Annotated in this window: 18 protein-coding genes; 3 read left to right on the top strand and 15 right to left on the bottom strand. The window is 60.6% G+C overall.

The genetic code is table 11. The features are described 5' to 3' along the window. Positions 1–107: 107 nt before the first annotated feature. Both AB8B31_RS01955 and AB8B31_RS01950 read right to left on the bottom strand, forming a co-directional pair. Positions 108–1016: a flagellin N-terminal helical domain-containing protein gene (locus AB8B31_RS01955; protein WP_018445809.1), complete on the bottom strand. Its 909-nt coding sequence runs from the start codon at positions 1014–1016 to the stop codon at positions 108–110. Between the two features lie 282 nt (positions 1017–1298). Continuing rightward, complete coding sequence (locus AB8B31_RS01950; protein ID WP_018244818.1) at positions 1299–2204, bottom strand: flagellin N-terminal helical domain-containing protein; 906 nt, start codon at positions 2202–2204, stop codon at positions 1299–1301. 445 nt (positions 2205–2649) lie between these two features. On the opposite strand from AB8B31_RS01950, the gene AB8B31_RS01945 reads away from it, so the two are divergent. Next, complete coding sequence (locus AB8B31_RS01945; protein ID WP_028734016.1) at positions 2650–4566, top strand: O-linked N-acetylglucosamine transferase, SPINDLY family protein; 1917 nt, start codon at positions 2650–2652, stop codon at positions 4564–4566. 242 nt (positions 4567–4808) lie between these two features. Here the strand turns inward: AB8B31_RS01945 and fliP are convergent, their stop codons facing one another. The 13 genes from fliP to flgF form a co-directional block, all read right to left on the bottom strand. Further along, the gene (gene fliP / locus AB8B31_RS01940) at positions 4809–5546 is read right to left on the bottom strand and encodes a flagellar type III secretion system pore protein FliP (RefSeq protein ID WP_018244816.1); all 738 of its coding nucleotides are present in this window, start codon (positions 5544–5546) and stop codon (positions 4809–4811) included. Continuing rightward, positions 5543–6046 carry a flagellar basal body-associated FliL family protein gene (locus AB8B31_RS01935; protein WP_130813311.1) on the bottom strand — a complete coding sequence of 168 codons (504 nt, stop codon included), beginning with the start codon at positions 6044–6046 and terminating at the stop codon, positions 5543–5545. The genes fliP and AB8B31_RS01935 overlap by 4 nt, the downstream gene beginning before the upstream one ends. Positions 6047–6058: 12 nt before the next feature. Beyond that, a complete protein-coding gene (gene flgH, locus AB8B31_RS01930) occupies positions 6059–6775 on the bottom strand; it encodes a flagellar basal body L-ring protein FlgH (RefSeq protein WP_003556536.1) in 717 nt (238 codons plus the stop codon). Further along, entirely contained in the window at positions 6772–7314 is a 543-nt protein-coding gene (locus AB8B31_RS01925) for a MotE family protein (RefSeq protein WP_018445813.1), read from the bottom strand. Before AB8B31_RS01925 ends, flgH begins: the two co-directional genes overlap by 4 nt. Further along, positions 7311–8432, bottom strand: a complete 1122-nt coding sequence (locus AB8B31_RS01920; protein ID WP_027685986.1) for a flagellar basal body P-ring protein FlgI — start codon at positions 8430–8432, stop codon at positions 7311–7313. The genes AB8B31_RS01925 and AB8B31_RS01920 overlap by 4 nt, the downstream gene beginning before the upstream one ends. Then, entirely contained in the window at positions 8429–8911 is a 483-nt protein-coding gene (gene flgA, locus AB8B31_RS01915; RefSeq protein WP_018244812.1) for a flagellar basal body P-ring formation chaperone FlgA, read from the bottom strand. The genes AB8B31_RS01920 and flgA overlap by 4 nt, the downstream gene beginning before the upstream one ends. A 15-nt stretch (positions 8912–8926) precedes the next feature. Next, a complete protein-coding gene (gene flgG, locus AB8B31_RS01910; protein ID WP_028734020.1) occupies positions 8927–9715 on the bottom strand; it encodes a flagellar basal-body rod protein FlgG in 789 nt (262 codons plus the stop codon). 19 nt (positions 9716–9734) lie between these two features. Next, positions 9735–10076 (bottom strand): flagellar hook-basal body complex protein FliE, encoded by a 342-nt coding sequence (locus AB8B31_RS01905; RefSeq protein WP_028734021.1) that lies wholly within the window; start codon positions 10074–10076, stop codon positions 9735–9737. Positions 10077–10078: 2 nt separating this feature from the next. After that, a complete protein-coding gene (flgC, locus tag AB8B31_RS01900; protein WP_027685989.1) occupies positions 10079–10495 on the bottom strand; it encodes a flagellar basal body rod protein FlgC in 417 nt (138 codons plus the stop codon). Positions 10496–10499: 4 nt separating this feature from the next. Further along, complete coding sequence (gene flgB / locus AB8B31_RS01895) at positions 10500–10892, bottom strand: flagellar basal body rod protein FlgB (protein WP_027685990.1); 393 nt, start codon at positions 10890–10892, stop codon at positions 10500–10502. 177 nt (positions 10893–11069) lie between these two features. After that, positions 11070–11612, bottom strand: a complete 543-nt coding sequence (locus tag AB8B31_RS01890) for a flagellar protein (RefSeq protein WP_131703069.1) — start codon at positions 11610–11612, stop codon at positions 11070–11072. Between the two features lie 2 nt (positions 11613–11614). Next, positions 11615–13012 (bottom strand): flagellar protein export ATPase FliI, encoded by a 1398-nt coding sequence (gene fliI / locus AB8B31_RS01885; RefSeq protein WP_018244807.1) that lies wholly within the window; start codon positions 13010–13012, stop codon positions 11615–11617. A 21-nt stretch (positions 13013–13033) separates the two neighbouring features. Further along, positions 13034–13768, bottom strand: a complete 735-nt coding sequence (gene flgF, locus AB8B31_RS01880) for a flagellar basal-body rod protein FlgF (protein ID WP_028734025.1) — start codon at positions 13766–13768, stop codon at positions 13034–13036. 254 nt (positions 13769–14022) lie between these two features. Between flgF and motA the strand changes: the two genes are divergently transcribed. Further along, positions 14023–14895 (top strand): flagellar motor stator protein MotA, encoded by an 873-nt coding sequence (motA, locus tag AB8B31_RS01875; RefSeq protein ID WP_018244805.1) that lies wholly within the window; start codon positions 14023–14025, stop codon positions 14893–14895. Beyond that, positions 14896–15846: a FliM/FliN family flagellar motor switch protein gene (locus tag AB8B31_RS01870; RefSeq protein WP_130728880.1), complete on the top strand. Its 951-nt coding sequence runs from the start codon at positions 14896–14898 to the stop codon at positions 15844–15846. It abuts the gene before it with no gap. Positions 15847–15866: the final 20 nt, after the last annotated feature.

Here is a 15866-nt window from a genome sequence, read left to right as displayed (position 1 = left end):
TGGTTAATCAACAGTTAACGGAAATTAAAAAAGCCGCGCTCCATTGAAGCGCGGCTCGATTCCGAGATGCCCGCCGGAGACCGGCGGGCCGATATTTCCGAGGGTTATTAGCCGCGGAACAGCGTGAGGATGGTCTGCGAAGAGGAGTTCGCGATCGACAGCGACTGGACAGCCAGCTGCTGCTGGGTCTGCAGGGCGCTGAGCTTGGAGGACTCTTCTTCCATGTTGGCGTCAACGAGACGGCCGACACCGGAGTCGATCGAGTCGCTGAGGGCGGACACGAAGTTTTCCTGCAGCTCGATGCGCTTGGAGATCGAGCCGAGCTGAGCGCCGGCGCTGGTCATGGCCTTCAGAGCCGATTCAACGTTGGTCAGAGCGGACTGGATCTCGCCGAGGGTGAAGTTGGTGATGTCCATTGCGTAGACAGAACCGGTCGCACCATTCGAAGTACCGAGGATACCCGTGGAGGTTTCGACCGAGCCGCCGCTCATGCCGAACAGAACGTTGCCCGTGGAGCTGTCGTCGAGAACATAGTCGGTCATCACGACCGAAACGGCGTTGGAGCCATCGCGGACGAACGAGGAGACGACGTTCTTGGTGCCGTCAGCGCCGGCAACCCAGTTTTCACCGGAGAAGGAAGCCGATTGCGCGATGCTCATCAGCTGCTGCTGCAGCTGGCTGATTTCTTCCTGGACCTTGGCCTTGTCGACGCCGTTTTCAGTCGCGGCAACCAGCTTGGCCTTGATGTCACCGACGACATCGATGGCGCTGTCCATGGCGGAGTAAGCGGTGTCGACCTTGGCAGCGCCGAGGCCGAGAGCGTCGGAAACGGCGGAAAGTGCCTTGTTGTCCGAGCGCATGGTCGTTGCGATCGACCAGTAAGCAGCGTTGTCCGAAGCCTTGCCGACGCGATAGCCGGACGAAACGTGAGCCTGGGTTTCCTGGAGACCTTGGTTGATGCCACGGAGAGTCTGGAGGGCTGCCATTGCAGCGTTATTGGTGTTGATGCTCGTCATAGTTTGCTTGCCCCTTGTTGGCAGATCTTAAGAAGGGACATTCCGGATTTTCGGCCGGCCCACAGCGATCAGCATCATGCCTGTTAACCATCTCTGTTAAGGTTAACTCGCCGTTTCGATGGGCCTAGAAAACAGCAAGATGGTTAAGGAAAGCTAAATCGAGATCGGAAATTATTCAAAAATATCTGAGGCTTAGAAGGATTTTCATTAACCTTATATTAAAACATTTCGCGGCCGGGGATGACCCGGCCGCGAAACTTGGAAACCTTGTGCCGACCGGTCTTAGCGGAAGAGCGACAGGATGTTCTGCGAAGAGGAGTTCGCGATCGACAGCGACTGGATCGCCAGCTGCTGCTGGGTCTGCAGGGCGCTGAGCTTGGAAGATTCTTCTTCCATGTTGGCATCGACGAGACGGCCGACACCGGAGTCGATCGAGTCGCTGAGAGCAGACACGAAGTCGTCCTGGGCGTCGATGCGGCTGGAGAGCGAACCGAGAGCAGCGCCGGCGCTGGTCATGGCCTTCAGAGCCGCTTCAACGTTGGTCAGAGCCGACTGGATCTGGCCGGCGGTGAAGTTGGTGATGTCCATCGCGTAGATCGAACCGGTCGCACCACTCGAAGTGCCGAGGATACCGGTGGAGGTTTCGACCGAACCGCCGCTCATGCCGAACAGAACGTTGCCCGCAGAGCCGCTGTCGAGAACGTAGTCGGTCGTGGTGATCGAAACGGCGTTGGAGCCGTCGCGGACGAACGAGGAGACGACGCTCTTGGTGCCAGAGGCGCCGGCAACCCAGTTTTCGCCGTTGAAGGAAGCCGACTGAGAGATGCTCAGGAGCTGCTGCTGCAGCTGACCGATTTCTTCCTGGACCTTGGCCTTGTCGACGCCGTTTTCAGTCGCGGCAACCAGCTTGGCCTTGATGTCGCCGACGACATCGATGGCGCTGTCCATGGCGGTGTAAGCGGTGTCGACCTTGGCAGCGCCTACGCCGAGAGCGTCGGAAACGGCGGAAAGTGCCTTGTTGTCCGAGCGCATGGTCGTTGCGATCGACCAGTAAGCAGCGTTGTCCGAAGCCTTTTCAACGCGGTAACCAGAAGAAACGTGGTTCTGCGTGTTGTTGAGGCTCTGGTTAACGCTACGCAGCGTCTGGAGAGCGGCCTGCGCGGAAGTATTGGTGTTAATGCTTGTCATAAGTCTGTCCCCTGGAAAACTAGATACAAAAGGAGGACATACCGGACTATAGTACCGGCGATGACGGACCAGCTTCATGCTACTCGGCGCCTTTTTTGTTTGGCCCAAACCCGTCATGTCCAGGGCAATCTCGCAGCCAATGCTTGCCAACTCCTTAAAAATACAGGCCCCAGGCCGGCTCCTCGCAGGGGATAGTTAATGCTTGCTGAATATATTCCTTGGCACTCTAATTCTCTTGAAAACCAAGCGTTTTCCCTAGGCAAAAGTCGGCATTTCCCCTCGAAAACAGAGGTTCACCAAGCGCACCGGTTTCAAGCAAGCTTCGAATGCCAATGTGGCAGGCGCCGGGATAGCACCATCGGACCGATCCGCCCGTTTTTGCGGAGGACGGCCTGTCCGTGCCTCGGCGGTCGACGCCAGAACATTTCCTTCACGGAGTTGGGTTTTGAACAGCAAAGTTTCGTTCTCTGCGGCATCCAAGGATTACCAGATGGGCCGCTACACACAGTCCTTGGCAACGCTCAACCAGCTGATGGATATTCAGCAGGACGCCAAGACCTATGCGCTGCTGGCCAAGAACCTCGTGCAGCTCGGCTTCAAGGCCGATGCCGCGAAAGCCTATGGCCTGGCCGGCAACTGCGAAGGACCGAACTCCTACGAATACCAGAAACAGGCGGCCAAGCTGCACTACGAGACCGGCAGCGAGGACGATGCTCTGCTGATCGCCATGCGAAACCTTAGCAAGGCGCAGGAAGACCCGGAACTCGCCTTCATCATCACCGCGATCTATCTGAAGCGGCAGCAGCGGGATATCATCCGCCCGTTCAAGACGGTGCTGTCGCAGAGCGCCAATCCCGATCATATGCGCCTGGCAGCCCTGCTACTGAGCGACGATCTGAACGATGCAACCAACCAGAGCCTCTCGCGCAACCTCTTCAAGCGGTTTCCAGGCAATCTTGCATTCCGCTTCCTGCATCTGGTTTTCGCCCGCGAATTCAATGAGTTCGAAGAGGCAAGCAAACATCAGGCGGTGATCGATGCCTCACTCGCAAAGGGCGATGTCGAGATCCTGCGCAAGGATAACCCGTTCTATCATCTGCACTGGTGCGGCAACGAGGATTTCAACCGATATGCGACGATCGGCACCACCCCCCTCAACCCGGAACGGGTGGCCCTCCGCCGCAACCAGCCGCACAGCTGGTCGGACAAGATCCGGATCGGCTACATGTCATCGGACTTCTGGGATCGCCACGCCACGATGAAGCTCTTGCAGCGCATCCTCGAACTGCACGACAAGGACCGGTTCGAGGTGACGCTCTTCTGCCATACTGGCCCTGAATACCTCAAGCACAACAATACCGATCGCAGCCGCTGGGGCCGGATCGTTACTGTTCATGGCTTCTCCGACCAGGGGATGCTGGCGGCGGTGCGCGAGCATAATATTGACATCATGGTCGACCTGAAGGGCCATACTTCGGGCAGCCGCGCGTCGGCCTTCAATTTGCCGCTCGCGCCGGTGCATGTCGGCTGGCTCGGTTTCCCCGGCAGCACGGTCAATATCGATCTCGACTACGTCATCGGCGACCATTCGGTATTGCCCGAGGTGGCGAAGCCCTTCTACCATGAGAAATTCTGCCGGCTGCCGGAGAGCTACCAGCCGAACGACCCGATGCATCGCCCGAAGCCACGCCCTGTCACCCGCGAGCAGCTCGGCCTGCCGGAAGACGCCTTCATCTTCGCGTCCTTCAACGGCAACCGCAAGATCACGCCGGAGACGATCGACAGCTGGTGCCGCATCCTCAAGCGCGCGCCGAACAGCGTGCTCTGGCTGATGGCGAACACGCCGCGCAACCAGGCGAACCTCTTGAAGCAATTCCAGGCGGCGGGGATCTCCGCCAAGCGGATCATCTTCTGCCCGCGCGCGCCCTACGAAGAGCACATCGACCGTCAGCAGGCGGCCGACATCGGCATCGACACCTTCCCCGTCAACGGCCACACGACCACTTCGGAGCAGCTCTGGGGCGGCCTGCCGGTCCTGACCGTCAAGGGCACCAACTTCGCCTCACGCGTCAGCGAGAGCCTGCTCAGGGCCATCGACCTGCCCGAACTCGTGGCAAGCGACCTGCAGGCCTATGAGGATCTTGCCGTCGAACTGGCGCAGAATCCCGCGCGGATCGCGCAATACAAGGCGCATCTCAAGGAGAAGCGTTATATCGCGCCGCTCTTCGATGCCGAACGGTTCTGCGACCATCTGGAGCAGGCCTATGAAATCATGGCCGAGCGTGCCAAGCAGGGTCTTGCACCCGATCACATGGACATTCCGGCGCTGCCGCCGCGCACGGCGCCGTTCGCGGCCGAGTGAGGTTCGATCCGCACTCCGTTGCGCGTCGGTTCAGACGCGCAACGGGCGCTGCAGCACTTTGGGATGGCTGCATAGTTAGAAACCCGCCGGAGCGATCCGGCGGGTTTTCTCATTGGCGAATATCAAGCAGCGGCAGCCGGTCAGAGCAATTCCAGGAAAAGTGCGAAGCGGTTTTCCGTCCGGAATTGCGTAAAAACAAAAGGATAGAGCGGTTCTGCGCTTCCGTTAAAAGCTGAACCGCTCTAGCTGAACGAGCGCACCAGGCTGCCGACGAGCAGGTTCCAGCCGTCGATCAGCACGAAGAAGAGAATCTTGAAGGGCAGCGAGATCGAGGTCGGCGGCAGCATCATCATGCCCATCGCCATGGTGATTGTGGCAACGATGAGGTCGATGACGAGGAACGGCAGCACGACGAGGAAGCCGATCTCGAAGCCGCGGCGAATCTCAGAAATCATGAAGGCGGGGATCAGCACGCGGTAGTCGATCGGATTGGTCGTCTGGATATTCTGTCCGCGTTCGCGCGCCAGATCGACGAAGAGCGCCAGATCCTTGTCGCGGGTATTGGCCGCCATGAAGGTGCGGAAGGGTTCGGCGATACGCTGGACCGCCTCAGTCTCGTTGATCTGATTGGCAAGCAGCGGCTGCACGCCGTTCTGCCAGGCCTGATCAAAGGTCGGCGACATGACATAGAAGGTCATGAACAGCGACAGCGACAAAAGGATCATGTTGGAAGGCGTCGAGGAGAGGCCCATCCCTGAGCGCAGGATCGAGAAGGCGATGATGAAGCGCGGGAAGCTCGTCACCATGATCAGGATGCCCGGCGCGACCGAAAGAATAGTCAGCAGGCCGAATGTGCGGATGATCCAGGCGGCGACGGAGCCATCGACCGGCACATTCAACAAGTCAGTCGGCAGCTGCTGTGCCACCGCCAGTTCCGGTACCGCCATCATGGCGGCAAGGAAAACTATGAGACGAATCATTCGATGACAAATGTCCTGAACATGATCTTCGATACCCGCCCTTGCGAGCGAAGGTCAACACGTTCCTGTATGTCATCCTTGAGATATTGAAAGCCGCGCGGCCCCTCGATCTGCTGAAGGGAAACGGTTCTGATATAGGCGAGGATATCCTGATGAATATCCTCGGAAACCTTGACATCCGGCGGCCCGTTGAACAGCAGCGCGACTTCGAGTCGCACCCAGTTTTCCGAGGGGTAGGCGAGGTTCGAGGTGATCGGCTCGAGCTGGACGACGTTGTTGGCCTCGGTCGAGATGCGCGCCAGACCTTCCTCGGCCTTTTTCTTGGCCTCGGCATCCTTGGCCTGCTCGACCTCCTTGGCACCCTTGATGTTGGGCGCGACGATCGTGCCGACCGCCCAGCCGCCGCCGGCGCCGAGCAGGGTCAGGACGACGACGCCGATGATCGTCATCAGCGTGCCGGATTTCTTCGGTTGACCTGCGCTTGCGTCTGGCTCTGCCATCGTCGTTCAGCCTCAAAGCGGCGAGAAAAGATCGACGGCCTGCTGGCCGCGCGGAGGCTGCTGCACTTCCATCAGGCGGCCGCGGCCACCATAGGAAATGCGGGCTTCGGCGATCTTGTCGTAGGAGATCTGGTTTTCGGCATTGACGTCCTGCGGACGAACGATACCAGCAACGTTCAGGATGCGCAGTTCCTGGTTCAGGCGGACTTCCTGCGAGCCCGATATGACGAGGTTGCCGTTCTCGAGAATGCCGGTGACGACGGCGGCGACCAGAAGGGTGAGCTTGTCGGTGCGCTCGATCTTGCCCTTGCCGTCGGTGCTGGTATCGGAGCCATAGGTCAGATCGGTCTTGGACTCGGGCGTCCAGCCGAAGATCTGGGCGTTGACGTCCCAGTTCATGCCGCTCGAATTCTTGCGGCTGCGGTTGGTCTCGTTGTCGAAGGAGCCCTTGTCATTGATCTGGATGTCGACGGTCAGGATGTCGCCGACGTTGAGCGCGCGCGCATCCTTGAAGAGAGCGGCCTGCGAATCGCTCCACAGCGAGTAGCCCTGCGCCACGGCGCGCGGCTGCTTCGGATAGAGCGCCATCTGCGGCGTCTGACCGTAGGCAAGACCGCTTCCGATCGGGCTCATGGCGGGCGCGCGGCCGATCTCGCTGACCGCCGTCGGAGACTGGCAACCTGCAAGGAGTGCGAGGGCGGCGATCGCGGCCGGGAAACGCATATTCATGAAGGATCCTTCGACGTATTGGGATCGGACGCACTGGCGATGACGCTGGCGATGGCAGCGGCCTTCTGCGGGTCCATCTCGTTGAGGATGAGGCTCGACTGCCGCGGGCCGAGCCGCATGATCACGGCGGAAGCCACCTCGATCTTCATGTCCTGCAACTGGAGTGCGGCCGCATCCGGCTTCATCTTCTTGTAGATCTCAGTGAGGCCGGCTTCCGCCTGCTTCAGGAAATCGTCGCGCCGCTTCAGCCAGTCCTGATATTCGGCCTTGCGCTTGTCCATCTCCGCCATGCGGGCGTCGATGTCGGCGCGAAGCTTTTCCAGTTCCTGCTTCTGCAGGAGATAACGCTGGTCGCGGGCGGGCTCGGCAATGTTGGTACAGAACTGCTTGATCTCGTCCTGGGACGTGATGTCGCCAGCCGGCGCATGTTCCTGCGCGAAGGCGCCGGGGATCGACAGAAGGACGAGGCCCGCGGCCGGCAGCGCCAGACGGCGCAGCAATTGCAGGACCGTCATGTCAGGGTTGATGATCTTGATCATTGCAGCACAAGCTCCGCCTGCAGGGCGCCTGCCGATTTGATGCCCTGGAGAATGGCGATAATACCATCCGGTTTCACCCCGATGTTGTTGAGGCCGGCGACGAGGGTCCGGAGGTCAGGGCCGTCGATGATCGCGACGCGCCCGCCGGTCTGCTCCGCGGCGATATCGGTCTGAGGCTGGACGGCGGTTACGCCGCGCGAGAAAGGTTCGGGCTGGATGATCTGCGGCGTTTCGGTGACCTGAACCGTCAGGGTACCGTAGCTGACGGCAACCGGCGAGACGCGGACGTCCGAGCCGATGACGATCGTTCCGGTGCGTTCGTTGATGACCACCTTGGCCGGCGTATCGGTCTCGACGATGAGATTTTCGATATCGGCCATCAGCCGGGTGAGATCGGCCGTGCGCGGCTTCTGGATCACGACCTCCTGCGAATCCTTGGCTTCGGCAACCGGGCCGCCGAAGCGCGCCGAGGCATAACCATTGACGATGTCGGCGATACGGATCGCCGTCGAGAAGTCGGGGTTGCGCAATTGCAGGACGAGATTGACCGAATCCTTGAAGCGGGACGGCAGTTCGCGCTCGATGATCGCGCCGCCAGGCACGCGGCCGGCAGTGGTGACGCCTTCGGTGACCGTCGCCGCCTGGCCCTGCGCCTGAAAACCGGAAACAATGGCGGCACCCTGCGCGACAGCGTAGATCTGGCCGTCGGCGCCGGAAAGCGAGGTCATGACGAGCGTGCCGCCGCGCAGCGACGTCGCATCGCCGAGCGAGCTCACCGTCACGTCGATACGGCTGCCGGGGCTTGCGAAAGGGGGCAGGTTGGCGGTGACCATCACGGCCGCCGTGTTCTTGGCGTTGGACTGGCCGCCCTGCGTCGAGATGCCGAGATTCTGCAGCATCGCGCGCATCGACTGCTCGGTGAAGGGCGAGGACCGGAAGCCGTCGCCGGTCCCCTGGAGGCCGACGATGAGGCCATAACCGATCAGCTGGTTATCGCGGCCGGCCTGAAGGGAGGCGATGTCCTTGATGCGGGAGGTCAGCGCCCAGGCGGGCGCGACATCAGCCAAACTCATGGCGAGAACCGCGACAAGAGTAACGAAACGGAAGAACAATTTCATTTTGCCCTCACATGGACCGTGCCGTCCGCAAGCACCGTGCCGCTGACGATGACACCGGAATCCATATTGCGCGCGCGGACGACCTGCCCGGTCGCGCCATCTTCGAGCGGCGTGCCGGCGGCGGAGATCGTCATCGCGCCGAGCGAGAAGACCAGGCGGATCGAAGAGCCACGGGTCACGGTATAGGCCTCGCGCAGGGCCGAAACCGAGATGGTGCGGCCCGGCAACAGCGTGCGCTTGGAAACCATGCCTTCGACCTGCGAAACGGATTTGGCATAGTCGCCAGCGAGGTTGGGGTTGGTGACCTCGACCTCCTGAAGCTGGCTGGCCGACAATGTGTCGCCGGGGTAGATGATCGTGGTCGGGACGACGGCATAACCCATGCCGGCATCCGCGTTCGCAGGCAAGATAATGCCCGCGACTGCGATCGTGGCTGCCGCCACCCATCCTGAGATGTGTCCTGCCCGGCAAAACATCATGTTTCGGCCCTTCCCTTACTTCAGGTTCTTGCTGACGATGGAGGCCATTTCATCAGCGGTGGTGATCACCTTGGAATTCATTTCGTAAGCGCGCTGGGCCGAGATCAGCTCGGTGATTTCCTTCACCGGGTCGACGTTCGAAGATTCCAGATAACCCTGCTTCATGTAGGCGAAACCTTCCTCATCGGGATTGCCGATGACGGCTTCGCCGGAGGCCGGCGTTTCCTGGAAGAGATTGTCGCCGAGCGGCTGGAGACCCGCCTCGTTGACGAAGTCGGCAAGCGTCAACTGACCGAGCACGGTCGCATCCGTCGCACCCGGCAGCTTGGCAGAAACCTGGCCGGAGCGGCTGATCGTCAGCTCGGTCGAGCCTGTTGGAATGGTGATGCCGGGAAGGACCTCGTAGCCGTCGATGGTGACGAGCTGGCCCTGGTCGTTCTTGTTGAAGGCGCCGGCGCGGGTGTAAAGCGTCGTGCCGTCGGTCGACTGGATCTGGAAGAAGCCCTTGCCGATCAGCGCCACGTCGAGATCGTTGCCGGTCTGGGTCAGTTCGCCCTGGAGATGCAGGTTGCGGACCGCCGAGGTCTGGACGCCGAGGCCGATATTGGCACCTTCCGGAACGACGGCCTGGTTGGCGCGGTTGGCGACACCCTTGGCACGTTCGGTCTGGTAGAGAAGATCCGAGAATTCGGCGCGAGCGCGCTTGAAACCCGTCGTATTGATGTTGGCGATGTTGTTCGCGATGACTTCCAGATTGGTCTGCTGGGCATCCATGCCCGTTGCTGCGATGGCGAGCGCTCTCATGTGTTCGTCCTCAAATCAGTTACATCTGCATCTTGGTGACTTCGAGAAAGGCCGAGACGACCTTGTCGCGGATGGCAATCGCGGTTTGCAGCGTCTGCTCGGCCTGGAGCATGGAATCGACGACTTCACGCGTCGTCGCCGTGCCCTTGATACCGGCAAAGGACATGCTTTCCGCACCCTTCAGGCTGCTGACCGCGTCGCTCGCCATGTTGCCCATGACCGAGGCGAAGCTCATGCCATTGGCCGCACCGGCGGCGCCCGGCATGGTGGCGGCAGACGACGAGGCGGAATTTTCGGTGTCGACGGCGCCGAGCGCGCGGGTCATCGAAAGGTTGCTGACATTCTGGACGCTGCTGATCATTATTATTGGCTCTTCAGGAGATCGATCGTGGAGGAGATGAGATCGCGGGTCTGTTTGATGGTCTGCAGGTTGGCGTCATACGAGCGGTTGGCTTCGCGCATGTCGGCCATCTCGACGAGGATGTTGACGTTCGGCAGTTTGACGACGCCCTTCTGGTCCGCAGCCGGGTTGCTGGGATCGAATTCAGTGCTGAAGTCGCCTTCGTCGACGCCGACCTTCTTGACGCCGACCGTCTCGACGCCGCTGGCGCGATCCATCTGCTGGCCGAAGGTAATCGTCTTGCGCCGATAGGGCTCGGCGCCGGGCGTGTCGCCGGTCGAGCGGGCGTTGGCGATGTTTTCCGAGACGATGCGCAGGCGCGTTGACTGCGCTTCGAGCCCGGAGCCGGCGATTTTCATTGCTGCTGAAAGCGGATCCATGACTTTACCTTCTGACGGTCATCAACATCATGCGGTTGAAGGAACTGACCAGCGAGGTGTTCAAATCATACTGGCGCTTGATATCGCCCGACTTGGAAAGCTCCTCGGCCAAACCGACGGTATTGCCGGATTCCTGGACGCCGATTTCCTGGTCGAGTGCAGCGTCCTTGACGTCGATATCGCCGCTGTTGCTGAAATCGTTACCGCTCAGATGCGCCGGATTGGTGCGCGCCATGGCGATGTCGGACTTGTCGAGCACAGCGTCAAAGGGCGTGACGTCCTTGGCGTGGAACTTCGGGGTATTGGCATTCGCGATGTTGCCGGCAACAACCTGCTGACGAATCGTCAGCCATTCCGCCTGTCGCGAAGCCAAGTCGAAAAGTTGGATTGGTTGCATGAAACTCTCCGTTTTTACTGTCCCGAACCTAGTGCGGTAATCTTGCGTGGGACTTACGGGAATTCAGGCTTCGCGAGGCTTTTGTGCGAACGCCGCCATCAAAAGAACAGGGGCAAAAGAACAGGGGCTCCGGCCGGTTCGCGGCGGAGCCCCTGTTGCCTGGGTTTGCAGACAGGTTCAGTTGTTCTGGTAGGTCTCGCCCTTGGAGGTGACGATCACCCATTTGCCGTCGCGCTGCTCAAGTGTCGCAAGGCGGCTTTCATCGGGCAGGATCGAGCCGATGCGCACCACATACATGCCGGAGGGATCCTCGATCAGCGCCCGGCCGTTGGAAACATGCAGCAGTCGGAAGGATGATTTGCCGGGGAAGGGCTGATCCTCCAATATGGGGCCGCCATCGCGCTCCTTGCCGAGATCGGACACCGTAGCGGTCGTCAGCGGATCAATCGGCGGGGCCTTCTTGTCCCCCTCGTTCTTGTTGACCATGGCAAGCGGCGAGACGCTGAAGACGTTACGCGCCGGCCAATCCGGCAGTTCGCGCGAATTGCTGCTGGTGGCAACATTGATGCCGAACTTTTCCGCGTTGAAGAACACGTACCAGGGGAAGAAAGCCGAGGCGCCGGCAAGCGCCAGGCCGGTAAAGGTCAGCAGCCGATCCAGGATGACGGTTTTCCTGCGCTGCTTCAGGGAAGCGATGCGTTCGTCGTCAAATTCAGTCACGTCTATCTCCTCTGGATGGGGCCGCCCTGATTGCCCATGCCGGCTGCAGCCTTGAGCGCGCCGGCGAGATCGGCAAAGGCATCGGGCGAGTCGCGGTCGCCCGGAGACTGTTTCAGGACGTCGTAAATGATTGGCACCTGCTTGACCGCCATGTCGAGATCGGGATCGGCACCCTGGCGGTAACCGCCGATCAGGCGCAGGTCGCGCGTCTCTTCAAAGCGGTGAATCAGCACCTTCAGCCGCGACACCAGCTTTTCCTGGTCCGGCGTCCAGGCCTTGCGGGCAAGACGCGAGATCGAGGCAAGCGGATCGATCGGAGGATAACGCCCTTCTTCGGCGAGACTGCGCTGCAGGACGATATGGCCATCGAGGATGCCGCGCGTCGAATCGGCAATCGGGTCGTTGTGATTGTCGCCGTCGACGAGGATCGAGATGATCGCCGTGATGGTTCCGGCGCCCTCGGGGCCGGGACCGGCGCGTTCCAGCAGGCGTGGCAGCTCGGTGAAGACGGAAGCGGGATAGCCGCGCGCGATCGGCGGCTCGCCGGAGGCGGTCGCCACCTCGCGGATCGCATGGGCGAAACGCGTGACGCTGTCGACGATGAAGAGGACGTTCTCGCCCTTGTCGCGGAAATGCTCGGCGATGGTGACGGCCGTCAGCGGCGCCATCTTGCGAAGCATCGGGCTCTCGTCGCTGGTTGCGACGACGGCGATCGCCTTCCTCATATTGCTGCCGAGCGTATCCTCGATGAACTCCCGCACCTCGCGGCCGCGTTCGCCAACGAGCGCAATGACAACCTTGTCGAAAGCATCGGCGCGTGCGAGCATGGACAGAAGTGTCGACTTGCCAACACCGGAGCCGGCGAAGATGCCGAGGCGCTGCCCCAGGCAGAGCGGCGAGAAGATGTCGATCGCGCGCACGCCGGTCTTGAAGCCGGTCTCGACACGCTTGCGGGTCATCGAGGGCGGCGCGGTATTGGAGATCGAGCGGCGATCGAGCCCTTCGGTGACCGGACCCAGCCCGTCGATCGGCTCGCCGAGCGAGTTGACGGTGCGCCCACACCAGCTGTCAGACGGTGAAATACGGAAGGCGCCCTTGCGGATGACGGTATCGTGGATGCCGATCGGCTCGCCGGGTTCGATCGGGCAGACATAGATCAGTTCCGGCTCGACGCGCACGACTTCGCCCAGATGAATGCCGGTCGCCGATTTATGGGCCACGAACTCGCCGAGACGAACATGGCGGGAGAGACCGTGGACCGTGTAATGGCCGGCGGCGATGGTCTGCACGCGACCGCCATGGGCAACTGCGAACTCCGGCGATGCGTATCGGTCGACGAGGCCCGCCAGATGCGCCAGCTTCGGGGAAAGGCCGTCCTCAGACAGTAGCGTGGTGCTCATGCTTTAACTTTCAACTTTCGCCTAGCGGCTGCCCCCAAGTGTCTGGACGGCTTCCTTGAAGGAATCTTCGCTGTCGCGCATCAGCGACGAGACGCTTTCGAAGGCGCGGTTGACTTCGATCAGCTGGGTGATCTCGCGCATGGCGTTGACGTTGGAGTTTTCGAGATAACCCTGCTCGACACCGACATTGAAGCGGTCGACGACGGCGCGCGGCTGGTCGGTGGTCATGATGCCGCTGTTTTCGTAGCGCAAGTAACCCTTGCTGATATCGGCCTCGAACAGACCGAGCGAAGCGACCTGGCGGTCTCCCTGATAGATGATGCCGTCGGTGCCGACGGCAGGCTCGCCGCCTTTGGTGTTCAGCTGGATCGGGGCACCGCCGGCGTCGAGAACCGGATATCCCCGGATCGAAACAAGTTCGCCGGTTTCCTTGATCGTGAAGCGGCCATCCCTCGTCAGGACGCGGCCGGCCGGCGTATCGAGCGAAAACCAGGCATCACCCTTGATGGCGAAATCCAGCATGTTGCCGGTGTGCTGCAGTTCGCCGTTTCCCTCGTTCAGATAGTCGTTGCCCTGGGAAACGAAGGCGACCTTGGTGTTCAGCTTGTTCTTGGTATTCGCCACCATCTCATCGAACTTCACCTCGGTGGCGCGAAAACCGGTCGTATTCACGTTCGCCATGTTGTCTGCGATGGTGTTCAGACGCTTTTCGAGGGCCATCTGCGACGACAGAGAAACATAAAGACCGGATTGCATGTCGGTAAGCTCCAAGCATTGGCGATGAACGGGACGAAAAGCCGGGCGTCGTCTTGAGTGGTTCGGCCGGGATTTCGCTGAGGCGGCATCTCAGAAACGGGCGCGGGCACCCATTCGTCTCCTTTAGACTGACGGCAGATGCTTGCGCGAAGCTGGCACGCGGAAATGCCTCGCGATCGGGCCTTTCATCAGCCTCACGCAAGGCAGAAACCCTATCCGTCTCAAAGAAAAGCAACGTTCAGATTGGGCTGACGATGAATATCATTATCGGATTTATAGTGACTTGCGGCTGTATCGTCGGCAGCTTCATGGCCATGGGCGGCGAAGTGGACGCGCTGTTCCAGCCCTTCGAATTCCTCATCATCGGCGGCGCCGGCCTCGGCAGCTTCATCATGGCGAACCCGATGAAGGTGGTGAAGGACTCCGGCAAGGCGCTCAGCGAAGCCTTCAGGCACGCCGTGCCGAAGGAACGCAATTATCTCGATACGCTCGGCGTGCTCTATTCGCTGATGCGCGACCTGCGCACCAAGTCGCGAAACGAAATCGAAGCCCATATCGACAATCCGGCCGAATCGACGATCTTCCAGGCGGCTCCGACGGTTCTGAAGAACAAGGAGCTGACGGCGTTCATCTGCGACTACGTACGCCTGATCATCATCGGCAACGCCCGCAGCCACGAGATCGAGGCGCTGATGGACGAAGAGCTCAACACCATCATGCACGACAAGATGAAGCCCTACCACTCGATCCAGATCATGAGCGATTCCTTCCCGGCGATCGGTATCGTCGCGGCCGTTCTCGGCGTCATCAAGGCGATGGCCCACATCAACGATTCGCCTGAAGTGCTCGGCCACCTGATCGGCTCGGCGCTCGTCGGCACCTTCCTCGGCATTCTCTTGTCCTACTGCGTCTGCTCGCCGCTGGTCTCTCAGATCAAGGTCGTGCGCAACAAGCAGCACCGCCTCTACGTCATCGTCAAGCAGACACTGCTTGCCTATATGAACGGCTCGGTGCCGCAGGTCGCTCTCGAATACGGCCGCAAGACGATCTCGGCTTACGAGCGTCCGTCCATCGATGCGGTCGAGCAGGAAATGATGAACCCAGGTGGCGAAAACAAGGCGGCTTAAATGACTATGAGCAATGCTTCGCACGACAAACCGACAATGGATCCTGCCCTCCTCGCCAAGCTGACAGGCGGGCTTGGCGACAGAGGCAGGGTCGCCAAGATCTGCAGTTCCTTCGGGGAAATCTACAGTGAATTCTTTCCCGACGTCATCAAAAGCGAGACCGGCCTCGACGTGACGGTCAACTATCTCGGCTGCGAGATCGGCTACAAGAACCACCTCATCGAAGACCTGAGCGCGAACGTCACACTCGTCGACGCGACGCTGCGCAACTGGTCGCAGAACATTACGCTTGCCTGCGGCAACGGCTTCGTCATCACGCTGATGGAGCATCTGCTCGGCGCCACCGCCGATACGATCGAGGAACCGGCCGACCGGATGCTTTCGATCATCGAGCTCGATCTGGCGGTCATGGTCTTCGACAAGATCGCCAAGGTGCTGCGCTCGGCGGTCAACGCGCCGGGTGGTTTCGAACCGAGCCTTTCGGCTCCGCACGCCCATGACATGCGCGCCCGGCCGCAGGAGGATCGTCCGGATGAATTCGCGGCCGCCATCAACATGTCGATCGCGCTTGCCGGCATCGTTTCGGAATTTTCGTTGATCGTTCCGCAGACGGCACTGCTCAAGACCAAGGTGACGCCGCCGAAGCCGAAACGCCAGGCCAGCAGCAACTCAGCGGAATGGACCGAACAGCTCGGCGACCAGGTCCGCCGCTCACATGTCACGCTCGAGGCCAAGATCAGGCTGCAGGACCTGACGCTGCGCACGATATCGAAGCTGATGGTCGGCGACGTCATTCCGTTCCGCGACCACGGCGACGTGCGTGTCGAGGTCAGCGCCAACAGCAAGGAATTGTATGTGTGCGAGTTCGGGCGTTCAGGCGAAAACTACATGGTCCGCGTCAAGGATACGATGAACTCGGATGATGAACTCATCCGTCATTTAATGAATTAATCGGTTCTCTGGCTTTTGGG

This window comes from Rhizobium sp. 62_C5_N11_2, from assembly GCF_051811185.1.
GTDB lineage: Bacteria > Pseudomonadota > Alphaproteobacteria > Rhizobiales > Rhizobiaceae > Rhizobium > Rhizobium leguminosarum.
The sequence above is the reverse complement of the archived record's forward strand: the minus strand, read 5'-3'. Positions and strand labels throughout refer to the sequence as shown.